Raw genomic sequence first — 14,326 nt, 5'->3', positions numbered from 1 at the left:
TCGCAGCCTGCGGCAGCGGCTACAGAAACGCCCTCGACCAGCCGCCATGAAAAACGCCCCGGGCCTTGCGGCCAGGGGCGTTTTTCATTTCAGCGCGAGGCTCAGCGGTTGCGGGTCAGCAGCGCCGGCTTTTCGCCCCGTGGACGGCTTGGCAACTGATCCAGCTGCTCAGGCGTCGGGAAACGATCGGCCTTGGATTCCTTGTGCATGATCTTCGGCTGGTTGCCCCGAGGATTCTGCACGGCCGGTTCCTGGCGTGGCTGATCGTCACGGTTCGGGCGGCGATTGCGCGGCTCGTCGCGACGGCCCTGGCTGTCACGAGGGGCGCCGTTGCGCGGGCCGCCACTGCGCTTGGCCGGCGCGGTGCCGGTGGTGCTGCCGTTGCTGTTGCGCGGGTTGCCGGAACGACCCTGGCCACCACCGGCACCGCCGCGTGGCGGATTGCCAGCGCCCGCACCCTGGGCCGGAGCCCCTGGGCGGCGGCCGCGGCCCTGGTTGTTCTTGTTCTGGTACGGGCTGACGTAATCAGCGCGGTTACCGAAGTTGTCCACGTCGTCGTCGAGGAACTCGTCCGGTGCGCGATCGGCACGGGGCGTCGGTTGACGCTGTTCGCGGGCCGGGGTGCCTTCACGAGGCTTCTGCTCGCGGGCCGGGCGTTCGCCACGGGCGGGTTTTTCCTTGCCACCCTTGTCCTTGCCCTTGTCCTTGCGACCGCCACCACCGCCACCGCCGTTCGGGCCATCGCCGCGTGGGCCACGGGGATTGCGCGGGTTGCGCACATCCGGACGCTCGCGCACTTCCGGCTTCTCGGCTTCCACTGCGCTGGCATCGAAGCCCATCAGGTCACCGTCGGCGATCTTCTGCTTGGTCATGCGCTCGATGCTTTTCAGCAGTTTCTCTTCGTCCGGAGCCACCAGGGAGATGGCTTCGCCGGAGCGACCGGCACGGCCGGTACGGCCAATACGGTGCACGTAGTCTTCGTCGACGTTAGGCAGCTCGAAGTTGACCACGTGAGGCAGTTGGTCGATATCCAGGCCGCGGGCGGCGATATCGGTGGCGACCAGGATCCGCACTTCGCCGGCCTTGAAGTCGGCCAGCGCTTTGGTACGGGCGTTCTGGCTCTTGTTGCCGTGGATCGCCACAGCGCTCAGGCCGTGCTTGTCCAGGTACTCGGCCAGGCGGTTGGCGCCGTGCTTGGTCCGGGTGAACACCAGGACCTGTTCCCAGGCGCCGGCGGTGATCAGGTGCGCCAGCAGGGCACGCTTGTGGCTGGCCGGCAGGCGGAAGACCCGCTGCTCGATACGCTCCACCGTGGTGTTCGGCGGGGTCACTTCGATGCGCTCGGGGTTGTGCAGCAGCTTGCCGGCCAGGTCCGTGATGTCCTTGGAGAAGGTCGCGGAGAACAGCAGGTTCTGGCGCTTGGCCGGCAGGCGGGCGAGGACTTTCTTGACGTCATGGACGAAGCCCATGTCGAGCATGCGGTCGGCTTCGTCGAGAACCAGGATTTCCACGTGGGACAGGTCGACGCTGCCCTGGCCAGCCAGGTCCAGCAGACGGCCGGGGCACGCCACCAGCACATCGACGCCACGGGCCATGGCCTGGACCTGCGGGTTCATGCCGACGCCGCCGAAGATGCAGGCGCTGACGAACTTCAGGTCGCGGGCGTACAGCTTGAAGCTGTCATGCACTTGCGCGGCCAGCTCGCGAGTGGGGGTCAGGACCAGTACGCGGGGTTGGCGCGGGCCATGACGCTGGGATTTGTCCGGATGACCGTTGGGAAACAACCGTTCCAGGATCGGAAGGGCGAAACCGCCGGTTTTACCAGTACCTGTCTGTGCCGCGACCATCAGATCGCGACCTTGCAACACGGCGGGAATGGCCCGCTGTTGCACCGGAGTAGGCTGGGTGTAGCCGGCGGCTTCGATGGCGCCGACTAAAGCCTCGGAGAGACCGAGGGAAGCAAAGGACATGAGTAATCCTGTTTTAGTGAGGGCTTGGCCCAAAGGGATAATCTTGCCGGGCGTGAATGGCGTTTAAGAGGACGCAATCCCGTCCGGTCCTGCTGGCCTGAAGGGTCATTCACCGGCGGCTCGCGCGGGCCGGTTGGCTGCGCCGTAGCGGGGTGGAGAGGCCTTGAACAGGGTCCAGCGTCCGGGCGTGAGCCTGGCGGGAGGCCGGAGTATAACAGAGCAATCAGTGTGCGCTGCTTTCCTGCTGCTCAACGGTTTTTTCTGACTCGCGGGTTGATGAAGACCTGACCGGCGGCAGAGCAGGTTCAGCACCGTACTTGGCGCTCAGTTGGGCGTAGGCCGGTTCGCGCTTGAAGCGCTTCAGTTCGGCGCCGAAGCGCTGTACCAGCAGGTCCATGCCGGCATTGCGGCGCACGGCCAGGTATTGGCTCTGGCGGCTGATGACAGTGGGGTTCTGGCTGACCTGGTCACGCAGCCCCAGGCTGTCCAGCAGGTGCTGGCCGACCCGTTTGTCGGTAATCAGCAGGTCGATCCGCCCCAGCAGCAGCTTGCCGAAATTGGCTTCGTGGGTGGGGGCCGGCTCGCGGTTGAACAGGGTCGAGTTGCTGAAATCGTCGCTGTACAGATAGCCGGGGGAAGTGCCGATGGTCAGGCCCTTGAGTTCGTTCAGGCGCTTGAACGGGTGTGGGCGCTGGTTGGCATAGAACATCACGAACTCCACGTCCGAGAGCGGCTCGTTGGGGTAGAGCAGGGTGCCGTCGCGCTGGTCGCTGTGGAAGATGTCCAGGGCGCCATCGGCCTGGCCGGTTTCCAGCATCGCCAGGCAGCGTTTCCAGGGCAGGAACTGCCACTGCACCTCTATGCCCAGGCGCTGGAAGACAATGGCGGTGGTTTCGTAGTCCAGGCCCTTGGCCGTGCCATTTTCCTCATAGACATAGGGCGCCCAGGGTTCGGTGACAATGCGCAGCTTCTCGCCATGGGCGGCAAGGCTCAGGCAAGTGCAGAGAAAGGTGGTCAGCAACCGGGCTATGACGGACATTGCTGGAGATTACGACGAGAGATCATGCAATTGCTAGAGGCAGTTCCGGACGCTCTAGCTCAAGGCTGCTGCAAACAAAAAGGCCCCGGTTTTCACCAGGGCCCGGAGCTTGGGTTGCAGCCTGTCAGCGTGGCAGCTGGAGGTTGTTCCAGATCGCCAGGCTCGGGTCGGCCTGGTTCAAGGTATAGAAGTGCAGTCCGGGTGCGCCGCCCTGGAGCAGGCGTTCGCACATGTCACTGATTACCTGTTCACCGAAGGCCTGGATGCTGGCGCTGTCATCGCCATAGGCTTCCAGCTGCTTGCGGATCCAGCGCGGAATCTCTGCGCCGCAGGCGTCGGAGAAGCGCGCCAGCTTGCTGTAGTTGGTGATGGGCATGATGCCCGGCACGATCGGGATGTTCACGCCCATCTTCTGCACGCGCTCGACGAAGTAGAAGTAGCTGTCGGCGTTGAAGAAGTACTGGGTGATCGCGCTGTCGGCACCGGCATTGGCCTTGCGCACGAAGTTGACCAGGTCTTCCTCGAAGTTGCGCGCTTGCGGGTGCATTTCCGGGTAGGCGGCGACTTCGATATGGAAGTGGCTGCCGGTTTCCTCGCGGATGAAACTCACCAGGTCATTGGCGTAGCGCAGTTCACCGCTGGCCATGCCCATGCCCGAAGGCAGGTCGCCACGCAGGGCGACAATGCGCTTGATGCCGGCTGCCTGGTACTGCTGCAGCAGGCCGCGCAGGTCGTCCTTGCTGTCGCCGACGCAGGACAGGTGCGGCGCCGCAGGGACTTTAACTTCGCTCTCCAGTTGCAGCACGGTGTTGACCGTGCGATCACGGGTCGAGCCGCCGGCACCGTAGGTGCAGGAAAAGAAATCGGGGTTGTAGCCGGCCAGCTGACGGGCAGTGGCGAGCAGTTTTTCATGCCCAGCATCGGTCTTGGTGGGGAAGAACTCGAAGCTGTAGCGACGATCTTTGGACATGGAGGGGACCTCCAGTTGCAAGTAACAGGCGGCAAGCGCCAAGAAAAAGCGGAGGTGCGCTGGTTTCTTGTGCCTGCAGCCTGCTGCTTGAAACTGCTATAGCGATTAGGGCAAGCACCAGGTCAGTTGCAGCAAGCAGAGCTTTTGGCTCTTTGCTTGCCGCTGATGACTTGCCGCCTGCAGCTGCTCTTAGTAGCGGTAGGCGTCTGGCTTGAACGGGCCTTCGACGGTTACGCCGATGTATTCAGCCTGTTGCTTGGTCAGTTGAGTGACCACGCCGCCGAAGCCGCGAACCATTTCCAGGGCCACTTCTTCGTCGAGTTTCTTCGGCAGTACTTCAACAGTCAGGCGCTCGGCTTTCTGGGCCGGCGACAGGTCGGCGTACTTCTGGCCGAACAGGAAGATCTGTGCCAGGACCTGGTTGGCGAACGAACCGTCCATGATGCGGCTTGGGTGACCGGTGGCGTTGCCCAGGTTCACCAGGCGGCCTTCGGCCAGCAGGATCAGGTAGTCGTCGTTCTGTGCATCGAAATCGCCAGGGCCGGTGCGGTGGATCTTGTGCACCTGTGGCTTCACTTCTTCCCATGCCCAGTTCTTGCGCATGAAAGCGGTGTCGATTTCGTTGTCGAAGTGGCCGATGTTGCAGACCACGGCACGCTTTTTCAGGGCCTTGAGCATGTTTGCGTCGCAAACATTGACGTTACCGGTGGTGGTCACGATCAGGTCGATCTTGCCCAGCAGGGCTTTGTCGATGCTGGCTTCGGTGCCGTGGTTGATACCGTCGATGAACGGCGAAACCAGCTCGAAACCGTCCATGCAGGCTTGCATGGCGCAGATCGGGTCCACTTCCGAAACCTTGACGATCATGCCTTCCTGACGCAGGGACTGGGCCGAGCCCTTGCCCACGTCACCGTAGCCGATGACCAGCGCTTGCTTGCCGGACAGCAGGTGGTCGGTGCCGCGCTTGATGGCGTCGTTCAGGCTGTGACGGCAGCCGTACTTGTTGTCGTTCTTGCTCTTGGTCACCGAGTCGTTGACGTTGATCGCAGGAACCTTCAGCTCGCCCTTGGCCAGCATGTCCAGCAGGCGGTGCACGCCGGTGGTGGTTTCTTCGGTCACGCCGTGAACGCGGTCCAGTACTTGTGGGTACTTGTCGTGCAGCAGCTGGGTCAGGTCGCCGCCGTCGTCGAGGATCATGTTGGCGTCCCAAGGCTTGCCATCCTTGAGGATGGTCTGCTCCAGGCACCACTCGTACTCTTCTTCGGTCTCGCCTTTCCAGGCGAACACAGGAATGCCGGCAGCGGCGATGGAGGCTGCGGCCTGGTCTTGAGTCGAGAAAATGTTGCAGGACGACCAGCGTACTTCGGCACCCAGGGCAACCAGGGTTTCGATCAGCACGGCGGTCTGGATGGTCATGTGGATGCAGCCGAGGATCTTGGCGCCCTTGAGTGGCTGTTCAGCCAGGTACTTGCGGCGCAGACCCATCAGGGCCGGCATTTCTGATTCGGCGATGATGGTTTCGCGACGACCCCAGGCAGCCAGGGAGATGTCGGCGACTTTGTAGTCGGTAAAACCTGCAGGCGTGTTTACAGCGCTCATCAAGAGCCTCCATTCGTAGTGTGCGAATGGGCGCCGTTGTGCGTTTAATGTCCATACAGGGAGCCCTGTACCAACAACGCCCCATCCGAGCCTGACAGGTCATGCCTGCTGCAGCGCCCCTCGGACAGGTGGCGGGAAAACGGTATCAAGTGCAGATGACCGTTTTGAAACGGTGGCGATTATAGCCGCCTGAGCCAGACTTCCAAAAGTGTTTATGTCACCTGGATGAAGATCGTTAATCGCGACCATAGTCGATGTTGCATAGAGCATGACTGCCCGGTCTGCCATTATGCCGGGCATCAATTGGCAGGACGGTCAGGAGTGCATATGAATTTCCACACCCGCAAGTGGGTAAAACCCGAAGACCTCAACCCCAACGGCACGCTGTTCGGCGGCAGTCTGTTGCGCTGGATCGACGAAGAAGCGGCGATCTACGCCATTGTCCAGCTGGGCAACCAGCGAGTCGTGACCAAGTACATCTCGGAAATCAACTTCGTCAGCGCCTCGCGCCAGGGCGACATCATCGAGCTGGGTATCACCGCCACCGAATTCGGTCGCACCTCGATCACCCTGACGTGCGAAGTGCGCAACAAGATCACTCGCAAATCCATTCTCACGGTGGAGAAGATGGTCTTCGTCAACCTGGGGGAAGACGGCCTGCCGGCGCCTCACGGCCGCACCGAAATCAAATACGTCAAAGACCAGTTCAAGGATGACGCTTCCGACGCCTGATGCCTTGCGCAGAAAGGAACAGCCCCGAGCCCAGCGTGTCGTAGCTAAATGACCCGCCTGGTTCAGGAGCCTTATGGACGCGCAAAAAGATGGCAAGACCCCCGGCCTCTCTGCTCAAGAGCAGCATGAGGTCGACCATAACCAGCCGCCCCGCGCGGCGGTCCTGCATGAAATCATCCGCACCCAGGGCGACCAGGAACTGGAGCGCAGTGTCGCAGCCCTCTGGTGGTCGGCCCTGGCTGCCGGCCTGACTATGGGCCTGTCGCTGATGGGCATGGGCCTGCTCAACTCCCGCCTGCCCGACGGCGAGGCCTTCAAGGTCATTGCCAGCTTTGGCTATTGCGCGGGTTTTCTGGCGGTGATTCTGGCGCGCCAGCAACTGTTTACGGAAAACACCCTGACTGCCGTGCTGCCGGTGATGAGCAAGCCGAGCCTGAACAACTTCGGGCGCTTGCTGCGCTTGTGGGGCGTGGTGCTGGTGGGCAACCTGTGCGGCACCCTGCTGGTGGCCTATGTGATGCTGCACTTGCCGATTTTCGACGGCAAGACCGATCAGGCCTTTCTGGAAATCGGCCGCAAGGTCATGGAGAACGACAGAGCGCAGATGTTCGCCAAGGGCATCATCTCCGGCTGGATGATTGCCACCATGGTCTGGATGATCCCGTCCATGGAGAGCGCCAAGCTGTGGATCATCATCCTGATCACCTACCTGATGGCGCTGGGGGATTTCACTCACATCGTGGTGGGCTCGGCGGAAGTGTCCTACCTGGTATTTGCCGGCGAGTTGCCGTGGCGGGATTTCTGGATGGTGTTCGCCGGGCCGACCCTGGCCGGGAATATCATTGGAGGCAGTTTCATCTTCGCCCTGATCAGCCATGCCCAGGTGCGTAGTGAAAGTGGCAAGCCGAACAGGAACGCGGACCGGGCACCGGCGCCCGATCCGCGGCAGATCAAGAAATGATCAGTGGGCCTCGGCCTTGGCCGCCGGGGCATCCTGGGTGACATGGCGCACCAGTTTGCCGATGGTCAGACCCTGCAGCAGGATCGACGACAACACCACGATGTAGGTGATGCTCAGCACCAGGTCACGCTCCGGCCCCAGGGGCAGGGCCAGCGCCAGCGCCACCGAGACGCCACCGCGCAAGCCGCCCCAGGTCAGCACGCGGATAGTGCCCCGGGGCACGCTGCGCCAGCGCCGCAACAGGAGGATTGCCGGGGCCACGGTGAGCACGCGAGAGAGCACGATGGCCACGGCCAGCAGGCTGGCGGCCGCCAGGTGCAGCCAGTTGAACGGCAGCAGCAACAGCTCCAGGCCGATCAGGGCGAACAGCAGGGCATTGAGCATGTCGTCGAGCAACTCCCAGAAACCGTCCAGGTAGCGCCGGGTCATGTCGTTCATCGCCAGGTTGCGTCCCAGGTTGCCGATGATCAGGCCGGCCACCACCATGGCAATCGGCGCCGAGACGTGCAGCTCGCTGGCCATCGCCGAACCACCGATGACCAGGGCCAGGGTCAGCATCACTTCGATCTGGTGCTGCTCGATGCTCTTGATCATCAGATACACCAGGTAGCCGATCAGCCCGCCGAACAGTACGCCGCCAATGGCCTCATGCACGAACAGCCAGGCCGTGGCAGCCACGGTCGGGGTTTCCCCCAGTTGAGCGATGCCCAGCAGCACGGTGAACACCACTACCGCGGTGCCGTCGTTGAACAGCGATTCGCCGACGATGGTGGTCTTCAGCGGCTTGGAAGCGTTGGCGGTACGCAGCACACCCAGCACGGCAATCGGGTCGGTGGGGGAAATCAGCGCGCCGAACAGCAGGCAGTAGAGAAAGCTCACGTGCCAGCCGAACAGGCCGAAGATCCAGTAGGCCAGGCTGCCGATGACGAAGGTGGCGATCAGCACGCCGACCGTGGCCAGCAGGCCGATGGGCCAGCGGTAGCTGCGCAGGTCGTTGAGGTTGACGTGCAGGGCGCCGGCGAACAGCAGGAACGACAGCATCCAGTTCATCAGCAGATCGCCGAAGTCGATCTTGCCAATCAATTCTTCCACATGTTCTTCCAGGCCGGGGTAGCCCAGGTAGCTCAGGCCTTGCAGCAGCAGCGAGAACAGCAGGGCGGTGACCATCACGCCGATGGTCGGTGGCAAGCCGATAAAGCGGAAGTTGACGTAGGTGAGCAGCGTCGTCAGGCAGATAAAGGCAGCGACAAGTTCAAGCATCCGGACTCCTTTGGATGATTACAGAAAAAGCGACCTGAATGCTTTCAGGCTAAGGGTTTGATGTACCGGCGTCGGCGAGGGACACAGTTTTCGCCATCGTCGCCTGACCGCAGCCATTGACCACAGCCTCGACCCGACGTTGCAGGCACTTGGGGAAAAGTACCTCTAACATGCCCATGTTGCCGAATTGGCTGCTGGCACTGCCAAATGCGCCGGTAGCCCGTGCAAGCAGGGCCGCAGGCATGCGAGGATTCCCGGCTTCTGCCCGGATGTGCGGTATCCGGCTTTTTCAGGCAACCAGGGAGTGCAAGGTGCTGGCGACAAGTCTGGTTTTGGTGGCGGCGTTGTTGCACGCAGCCTGGAACACCCTGATCAAGTTCAGTGGCGAGCGCTTGCTGGTGGTGGCCTGCATGGACACCGTGGCCCTGCTGTTCGTGGCCATCATGCTGTTTTTTCTCGAATCCCCACCACTGGAGATCTGGCCCTGGATCATCGCCTCGGCGGCATTCGAGCTCTTGTATCGATATCTGCTGATCCAGGCCTATCGCGTGGGGGATCTCGGGCTGGTGTACCCGTTGATGCGCGGACTTTCTCCATTGGTGGTGCTGGCGTTGACCCTGGTCTTCGCCGGCGAGGCGCTGAGCACTCAGCAGGTCCTGGGCATTCTGCTGATTCCCTTCGGCATGCTCTGCCTGCTCTGGCAGGGCGGCGGTGGGGCGCGGTTGCCCTGGTCGATGCTGCCGGTGGTGGCGCTGATCGGCCTGTGCATCGGTTGCTACACCTATATTGACGGCCAGGCGCTGCGCCGCTGGTCGCACCCGCTGGATTATCTGACCTGGGTCACGCTGCTCAGCGCCTGGCCCTTTCCGCTGGTGGCGGTGGTCTGGAAGCGCCCGGCCTTTGCCCTGTTCTGGCGCGAGCAGTGGCGCCTGGGGCTGAGCGTCGGGTTTTGCGTGTTGTTCAGCTACGCTCTGGTGCTTTGGGCCATGCAACTGGGATCGATCGCCGAAGCGGCTGCGTTGCGTGAAATCAGTGTGATCCTGGTGGTGCTGTTCGGCATGCGCTACCTGAAAGAACCTTTCGGCCGGCCACGGCTCTTAGCCTGTGGACTGGTGCTGATTGGCATGTTGGTGATGAAGTTCTGAAGGCTCCCTAAAAACTCTAAAAAAGGATTTGCTCCATGACTGTCGCTTTCTGGTGTGTGTTGATTGCAATCATCCTGCCCTATCTCTGTACTGCCATCGCCAAGGGCGCCGGCAAATACGGGCTTCGCTACAACCATGACCCACGGGCGTTCCTGAGTACTCTGGAGGGGTTGCCCAAGCGTGCCCACAACGCGCAGCTCAATGGTTTCGAGGTGACCCCGGCATTCGCTGCGGCGGTGATCATCGCCCATGTGGCAGGTAACGCCGAGCTGGTGACGATCAACGTGCTGGCGGTGCTGTTTATCACCAGCCGCCTGCTGTACATGATCTGCTACCTGGCGGACTGGGCGATCCTGCGGTCCCTGGTGTGGTTCGTGGGCATGGGCCTGATCGCCAGTTTCTTCTTCGTTTCAGTCTGAGACACCCTTTTGCAGGAGCCGGCAAGCCGGCTCCCGCAGGGGCTCAAGGGGCGTCGGGCACTTCCGGCACCTTGGGCAGCGCTACGCCCTTGGGCCAGAGCATCCAGATCTGGCCCTGCTGCTTCATGTCTCCGGCCAGCTGCCCCGCGGCATCGCCCGTGCCCCAGAACAGATCGGCGCGCACCTCACCGGTGATTGCGCCGCCCGTGTCCTGGGCGGCTACCGGCCGTACCAGGCTGCTGCCATCCGGGCGGGTGGTGGACAACCACAGCAGGCTGCCCAGCGGGATCACCTTGCGGTCCACGGCCACGCTATAGCCTGACGTCAGCGGTACGTTCAACGAGCCCCGCGGGCCTTCATTGCTATCCGGGTTGCGGTTGAAGAACACGTAGCTGGGGTTGCTGCCCAGCAGCTCGGGAATCCGTGCCGGGTGGGCCTTGGCCCAGGCGGCAATGGTGCCCATGGTCACGTCCTCTTTCTTCAGCTCGCCCTGGTCCACCAGCCAGCGGCCGATGGGACGGTAGGGGTGGCCGTTCTGGTCGGCATAGCCGATCCGCAATTGGCGCCCGTCATCCAGCTGGATTCGCCCGGACCCCTGGATCTGCAGGAATTGCAGGTCCATGGGGTCGGTCAGCCAGGCAATCACCGGGGCCTTGGTTCCCTTGCTTTCGATGGTCGCCGCATCGTCATAGGGCTTGAGTACCCGGCCTTCGAGCCGGCCACGCAGGCGCTTGCCCTTGAGCTCCGGGTAGAGGCTGTCCAGGGCGACGATGATCATGTCCTCCGGCACGCCGTATACCGGCACATTGGCCACCTGGGTCTGGGTCAGGCTGCCGGGATAGACCGGTTCGTAGTAGCCGGTGATCAGGCCGGTACTGCTGCCGCTGCCCGAGCGCAGGCCGTAGACCTGCAGGTGCTCCTTGAGAAAGCCGCGGATGGCCTCGGGGGTTTGCGGCACCGTCGCGGCTGCGGCGCAGGTGGCGCCCCACACCGGGTCGGCCTTGAGGCGGGTGCAGGCGCTGCGCCAGGAGCCGAAACCGGCCAGCAGGTCGTTGTCGGCGACGCTGGGCAGGGCGTCCCAGGTGGCGCTGTTGTAGGTGGCCAGGGCGTGGGTGGGGGCTGGCTTGGTATTGTCGCCGCCGTTGCAGCCAGCGAGCAGCGCCAGGGCCGGCAGGGCCCAGAGCAGATGGCGAGGCCAGCGGAGCGGGCTCGGGTTCATGCTGTATTTCCTTGAGAGGCTGCCCGCCGCATTGGTGATGGGGGACAACCCATATTATTAATAGGGCTATTGGTCTTTGTCGGGGAGGCGAGGATACTGGCCGCCGTTTCCGTGACCAGACCTGAAGCCACCATGACGCTAAAAAGACTTACTGTTGTATTGCTGGCCTGCCTGACGCTTTCCGCCTGTGGCGGTGTCGATCCCAATTCTCCCCTGGGCCAGCGCAAGGCGATCTTCAAGCAGATGCTCAAGACCGGCGAGGACCTGGGGGGCATGCTGCGTGGGCGGATTCCTTTCGACGGCGCGCGCTTTGCCGAAGGCGCGGTGAAACTCGACAGCCTGTCCCATGAGCCGTGGAAGCACTTCCCCGAGGTCAAGGAAGAGGATCACAGCAGCGCCACCGATGACGTCTGGCGCAAGCAGGCGCGTTTCCAGGAGTTGGCCCGCACCCTGGAAGCCGCCACCGGTGAGCTGGTGACGATCAGCCAGGTCCAGCCCTACAAGGCCAGCAATCTGGGGCCGGCGGTGCAGAAGGTCGAGGATGCTTGCAGCGCCTGCCACAAAGAGTTTCGCAATCACTGATTGGCGGCTCTGCTGAGCAGGGCCGCGGCATCAGGTTGCTTACTTGTCCAGTTCGTCCAGGGCTTGCTGCAGTTCCTTGCGGGACTCGGCAAGCTTGTCCTTGCGCTTGTTGATCTTCTCCGAGTCACCTTTCTTCATGGCTTTTTCCAGGTCGGCCTGGCGCCGGCTGACCTCATGCTTGGCCTCAAGCACTTTGTTTTCCCGCTCTTTCTTCAGCGAGGCGTCGGTGCAGTGGGCGGTCACTTCGCTCAGGGCGCGCTCCAGGCCGGCCTGCTGATTGCTGTTGCCGTGGGCCTTGGCCTGTTCTATCTGGTTCATGATGGCCTGGCGCTTGGCGGCGCAGCCGGTCAACTCGGGGGCCTGCTCGGCGGCCAGCAGTGGCGCGCTCATCAGGCTGCAGAGGGTCAGGGTGGCGAGCGATGGAAAAAGTTTCATTGAAGGCTCCAGGTGAAAAAGATCAAGAAATAACCAATAAAAATACTGACTGTTGTACCGGGAATGGGCTGTTGGAGCGTATTCCGGCTTGGGTGGTTCCACGTGCCATCGGGCTAAAAACCTTCGATACCGGCGCTGTTCAGGGCGCCTTGCAAGGCCAGGACCTCTGGAGCGCGAAAAAACGCCACCAGTTGTGCGGCCCGCTCCGCTCCGATACCGGCTTCATTCTGCCAGTCCAGGCTGCTTTTCATGGCCAGGGCCTGCCATGGCCCGCTCAGGTCGGCCGAGCCACTGGGCGGGATGCCGAGGGCTTTGAGCCAGCGAGGGAAGGGCTGTTGCCTGGCGTTGTGCAGGCTCTCGAGCAAACGCTTGCTGCTGCGATCACCAAAGCCGGCAATGTTAGCAAGCTCTGCCTGATCCAGGGTCAGCCAATCCAGCAGGCCTTTGATACGGCCTGTTTCAACCAGCCGGGCCCAGGTCCGGCTGCCGATATTCTGCAGGTTCAGGCCTTGTTTGCTGCTGAGCCAGGTCAGTCGGGCCAGAAATTGTTCCTCGCAGCCGGGTGATGGCTGCCAGCAACTCAGGAAGTGAAAGTCGGCTTCTCGCGGGGGCTGGATGCTCTGGCGCAGGGTGCTTCTGAGTACCACTTCATCCAGGCGCGGGATGCTCAACCCGGCGAGACTGATGGCTACCTGATCGCCGGGAACGATATCCAGGGATCGCCAGCGTTGCAGTGAGCCGAGACTGACACGGCGGATCTGCCGGTCGTCCAGGGTCACCGGCTCGATCTCCAGCAGGGGAGTGATGCGCCCCGTGCGGCCGATACGAAAATCGACTTGACGAACGCTGGCCAGCACCTGGGCGTAGGGGTACTTCCAGGCGGCAATCCAGTATGGGGCCCTGGCCTGCCAGCGTTCGGCGGCGGGACGCCGGCTTTGCCGCAGGATGATGCCGTCACTGGCAAAGGGCAGTGGCGAGCGATACCAGCGGGCCCGCCACTGTTGTGCATCGGCGAAGCCGCCTACGGGCCGGCTGTACTCGCGGGGTTCGGCAAAACCCAGGCCTGCCAGTTGTTCCAGGCGTTCGCTCAATGTAGCCGGGCCCTGGGGCCAGTCCCAGACAAACAGCCCGATCTGCGCGGCCTCCGCCGCTGTCAGCTGTTTGCGAGCCATCCAGCCTGCCACCCGGTTGCGCGCCTTGAGGCTGCCGGAGCGAGCCTGGACATGCTGCTCCAGGCGCAGATAGAGCTCTCCTTGCAGCAACAGGTCGACGGGCCGTGGCAGTCGTTTGGGTATGGCCTCGATTTGCCAGGCTGCACGGGTCCAGTCATGGCCATGCACGCCGTCGCCACGGCTGAGTGCTTGCTGGAACTGCCCCCGGTGGTAGATCAGGGTCACCGCTACGCCGTCGACCTTGGGTTGCGCCCAGATGTCGTCGCGGCCCTTGAGCCACCCCGTCACGGCATTGGCATCGGCGAGTTTTTCCACTCCTGTGTGGGGGATGGGGTGGCGGATGCTGCCCCCGGCGCCGAGCAGGGGCTGGTCCGTTGCCCGGGGAGCCTGGGGGAAGCACTGGCGCCAGGTGAGCAGGCGCTGGCGGGCCTGATCGTAGAGCTCATCCGCCACCAGTGATCGGCCGTCACGGTAATAGCTGCTATCCCAGCGCTGCAGTTGCTGCTGCAGGGCGGTGATTTCATCGGTGGCACGGGGAACCGGCCAGTCGGGGCAGGCGGCCTGGGCGAAGAATGGAGTGAGGCTCAGCAGCACAACGGCTCTTGGCAGCATGGGGAGCATCCTTGCTCTGTGGGTCATGCGCTAAAGGCTAGAGGGGATTGGCTGACGGCCGGGACGAAGGTGGTTGCGAGGTGTTTCCCCGTCAGGGAACACCTGTGTCCTTGCTCGCTCGGCCCCGTACCAGCAGCGGTTTGCGGGATGTGCAAGAAACCTCAGGCGACAAAAAAGCCCCGCCGGGCGAGCCGGGCGGGGCTTTGGATGT

The 14,326-nt window shown here is 62.9% G+C and carries 13 protein-coding genes and 1 riboswitch; of the genes, 5 read left to right on the top strand and 8 right to left on the bottom strand.

Annotated features, from left to right (window positions below; all coding sequences use genetic code 11):
- Positions 1-101 precede the first annotated feature (101 nt).
- The 4 genes from F6S12_RS18260 to ahcY form a co-directional block, all read right to left on the bottom strand.
- Positions 102-1,970 (bottom strand): DEAD/DEAH box helicase, encoded by a 1,869-nt coding sequence (locus tag F6S12_RS18260; protein WP_011063975.1) that lies wholly within the window; start codon positions 1,968-1,970, stop codon positions 102-104.
- A 223-nt stretch (positions 1,971-2,193) separates the two neighbouring features.
- Positions 2,194-3,009, bottom strand: coding sequence for a substrate-binding periplasmic protein (locus tag F6S12_RS18255; RefSeq protein WP_011063974.1), 816 nt, complete (start codon positions 3,007-3,009; stop codon positions 2,194-2,196).
- 124 nt (positions 3,010-3,133) lie between these two features.
- Entirely contained in the window at positions 3,134-3,979 is an 846-nt protein-coding gene (gene metF, locus F6S12_RS18250) for a methylenetetrahydrofolate reductase [NAD(P)H] (protein WP_011063973.1), read from the bottom strand.
- 189 nt (positions 3,980-4,168) lie between these two features.
- On the bottom strand, positions 4,169-5,578 hold the full coding sequence (gene ahcY / locus F6S12_RS18245) for an adenosylhomocysteinase (protein ID WP_011063972.1): 1,410 nt from the start codon (positions 5,576-5,578) through the stop codon (positions 4,169-4,171).
- A 21-nt stretch (positions 5,579-5,599) separates the two neighbouring features.
- A riboswitch (S-adenosyl-L-homocysteine riboswitch) is annotated at positions 5,600-5,706 on the bottom strand.
- Positions 5,707-5,905: 199 nt separating this feature from the next.
- On the opposite strand from ahcY, the gene F6S12_RS18240 reads away from it, so the two are divergent.
- A complete protein-coding gene (locus F6S12_RS18240) occupies positions 5,906-6,310 on the top strand; it encodes an acyl-CoA thioesterase (RefSeq protein ID WP_011063971.1) in 405 nt (134 codons plus the stop codon).
- Between the two features lie 73 nt (positions 6,311-6,383).
- Positions 6,384-7,271 carry a formate/nitrite transporter family protein gene (locus F6S12_RS18235; protein ID WP_011063970.1) on the top strand — a complete coding sequence of 296 codons (888 nt, stop codon included), beginning with the start codon at positions 6,384-6,386 and terminating at the stop codon, positions 7,269-7,271.
- Here F6S12_RS18235 and F6S12_RS18230 read toward each other — a convergent pair whose 3' ends face one another.
- Positions 7,272-8,531 carry a cation:proton antiporter gene (locus F6S12_RS18230; protein WP_011063969.1) on the bottom strand — a complete coding sequence of 420 codons (1,260 nt, stop codon included), beginning with the start codon at positions 8,529-8,531 and terminating at the stop codon, positions 7,272-7,274.
- Between the two features lie 311 nt (positions 8,532-8,842).
- On the opposite strand from F6S12_RS18230, the gene F6S12_RS18225 reads away from it, so the two are divergent.
- On the top strand, positions 8,843-9,676 hold the full coding sequence (locus F6S12_RS18225) for an EamA family transporter (protein WP_011063968.1): 834 nt from the start codon (positions 8,843-8,845) through the stop codon (positions 9,674-9,676).
- A 35-nt stretch (positions 9,677-9,711) separates the two neighbouring features.
- Positions 9,712-10,095: an MAPEG family protein gene (locus F6S12_RS18220; protein ID WP_011063967.1), complete on the top strand. Its 384-nt coding sequence runs from the start codon at positions 9,712-9,714 to the stop codon at positions 10,093-10,095.
- Between the two features lie 43 nt (positions 10,096-10,138).
- Here the strand turns inward: F6S12_RS18220 and F6S12_RS18215 are convergent, their stop codons facing one another.
- Complete coding sequence (locus F6S12_RS18215) at positions 10,139-11,314, bottom strand: murein transglycosylase A (protein WP_072443605.1); 1,176 nt, start codon at positions 11,312-11,314, stop codon at positions 10,139-10,141.
- A 132-nt stretch (positions 11,315-11,446) separates the two neighbouring features.
- Here F6S12_RS18215 and F6S12_RS18210 point away from each other — a divergent pair, with 132 nt between their 5' ends.
- A complete protein-coding gene (locus F6S12_RS18210; protein ID WP_053160293.1) occupies positions 11,447-11,896 on the top strand; it encodes a c-type cytochrome in 450 nt (149 codons plus the stop codon).
- 39 nt (positions 11,897-11,935) lie between these two features.
- Here the strand turns inward: F6S12_RS18210 and F6S12_RS18205 are convergent, their stop codons facing one another.
- Both F6S12_RS18205 and ligB read right to left on the bottom strand, forming a co-directional pair.
- The gene (locus tag F6S12_RS18205) at positions 11,936-12,331 is read right to left on the bottom strand and encodes a DUF1090 domain-containing protein (RefSeq protein ID WP_011063964.1); all 396 of its coding nucleotides are present in this window, start codon (positions 12,329-12,331) and stop codon (positions 11,936-11,938) included.
- A 113-nt stretch (positions 12,332-12,444) separates the two neighbouring features.
- A complete protein-coding gene (gene ligB, locus F6S12_RS18200; protein ID WP_161466546.1) occupies positions 12,445-14,115 on the bottom strand; it encodes an NAD-dependent DNA ligase LigB in 1,671 nt (556 codons plus the stop codon).
- Positions 14,116-14,326: the final 211 nt, after the last annotated feature.

It is taken from the genome of Pseudomonas sp. JV245A (genome assembly GCF_032424515.1).
Lineage (GTDB): Bacteria > Pseudomonadota > Gammaproteobacteria > Pseudomonadales > Pseudomonadaceae > Aquipseudomonas > Aquipseudomonas protegens.
The sequence above is the reverse complement of the archived record's forward strand: the minus strand, read 5'-3'. Positions and strand labels throughout refer to the sequence as shown.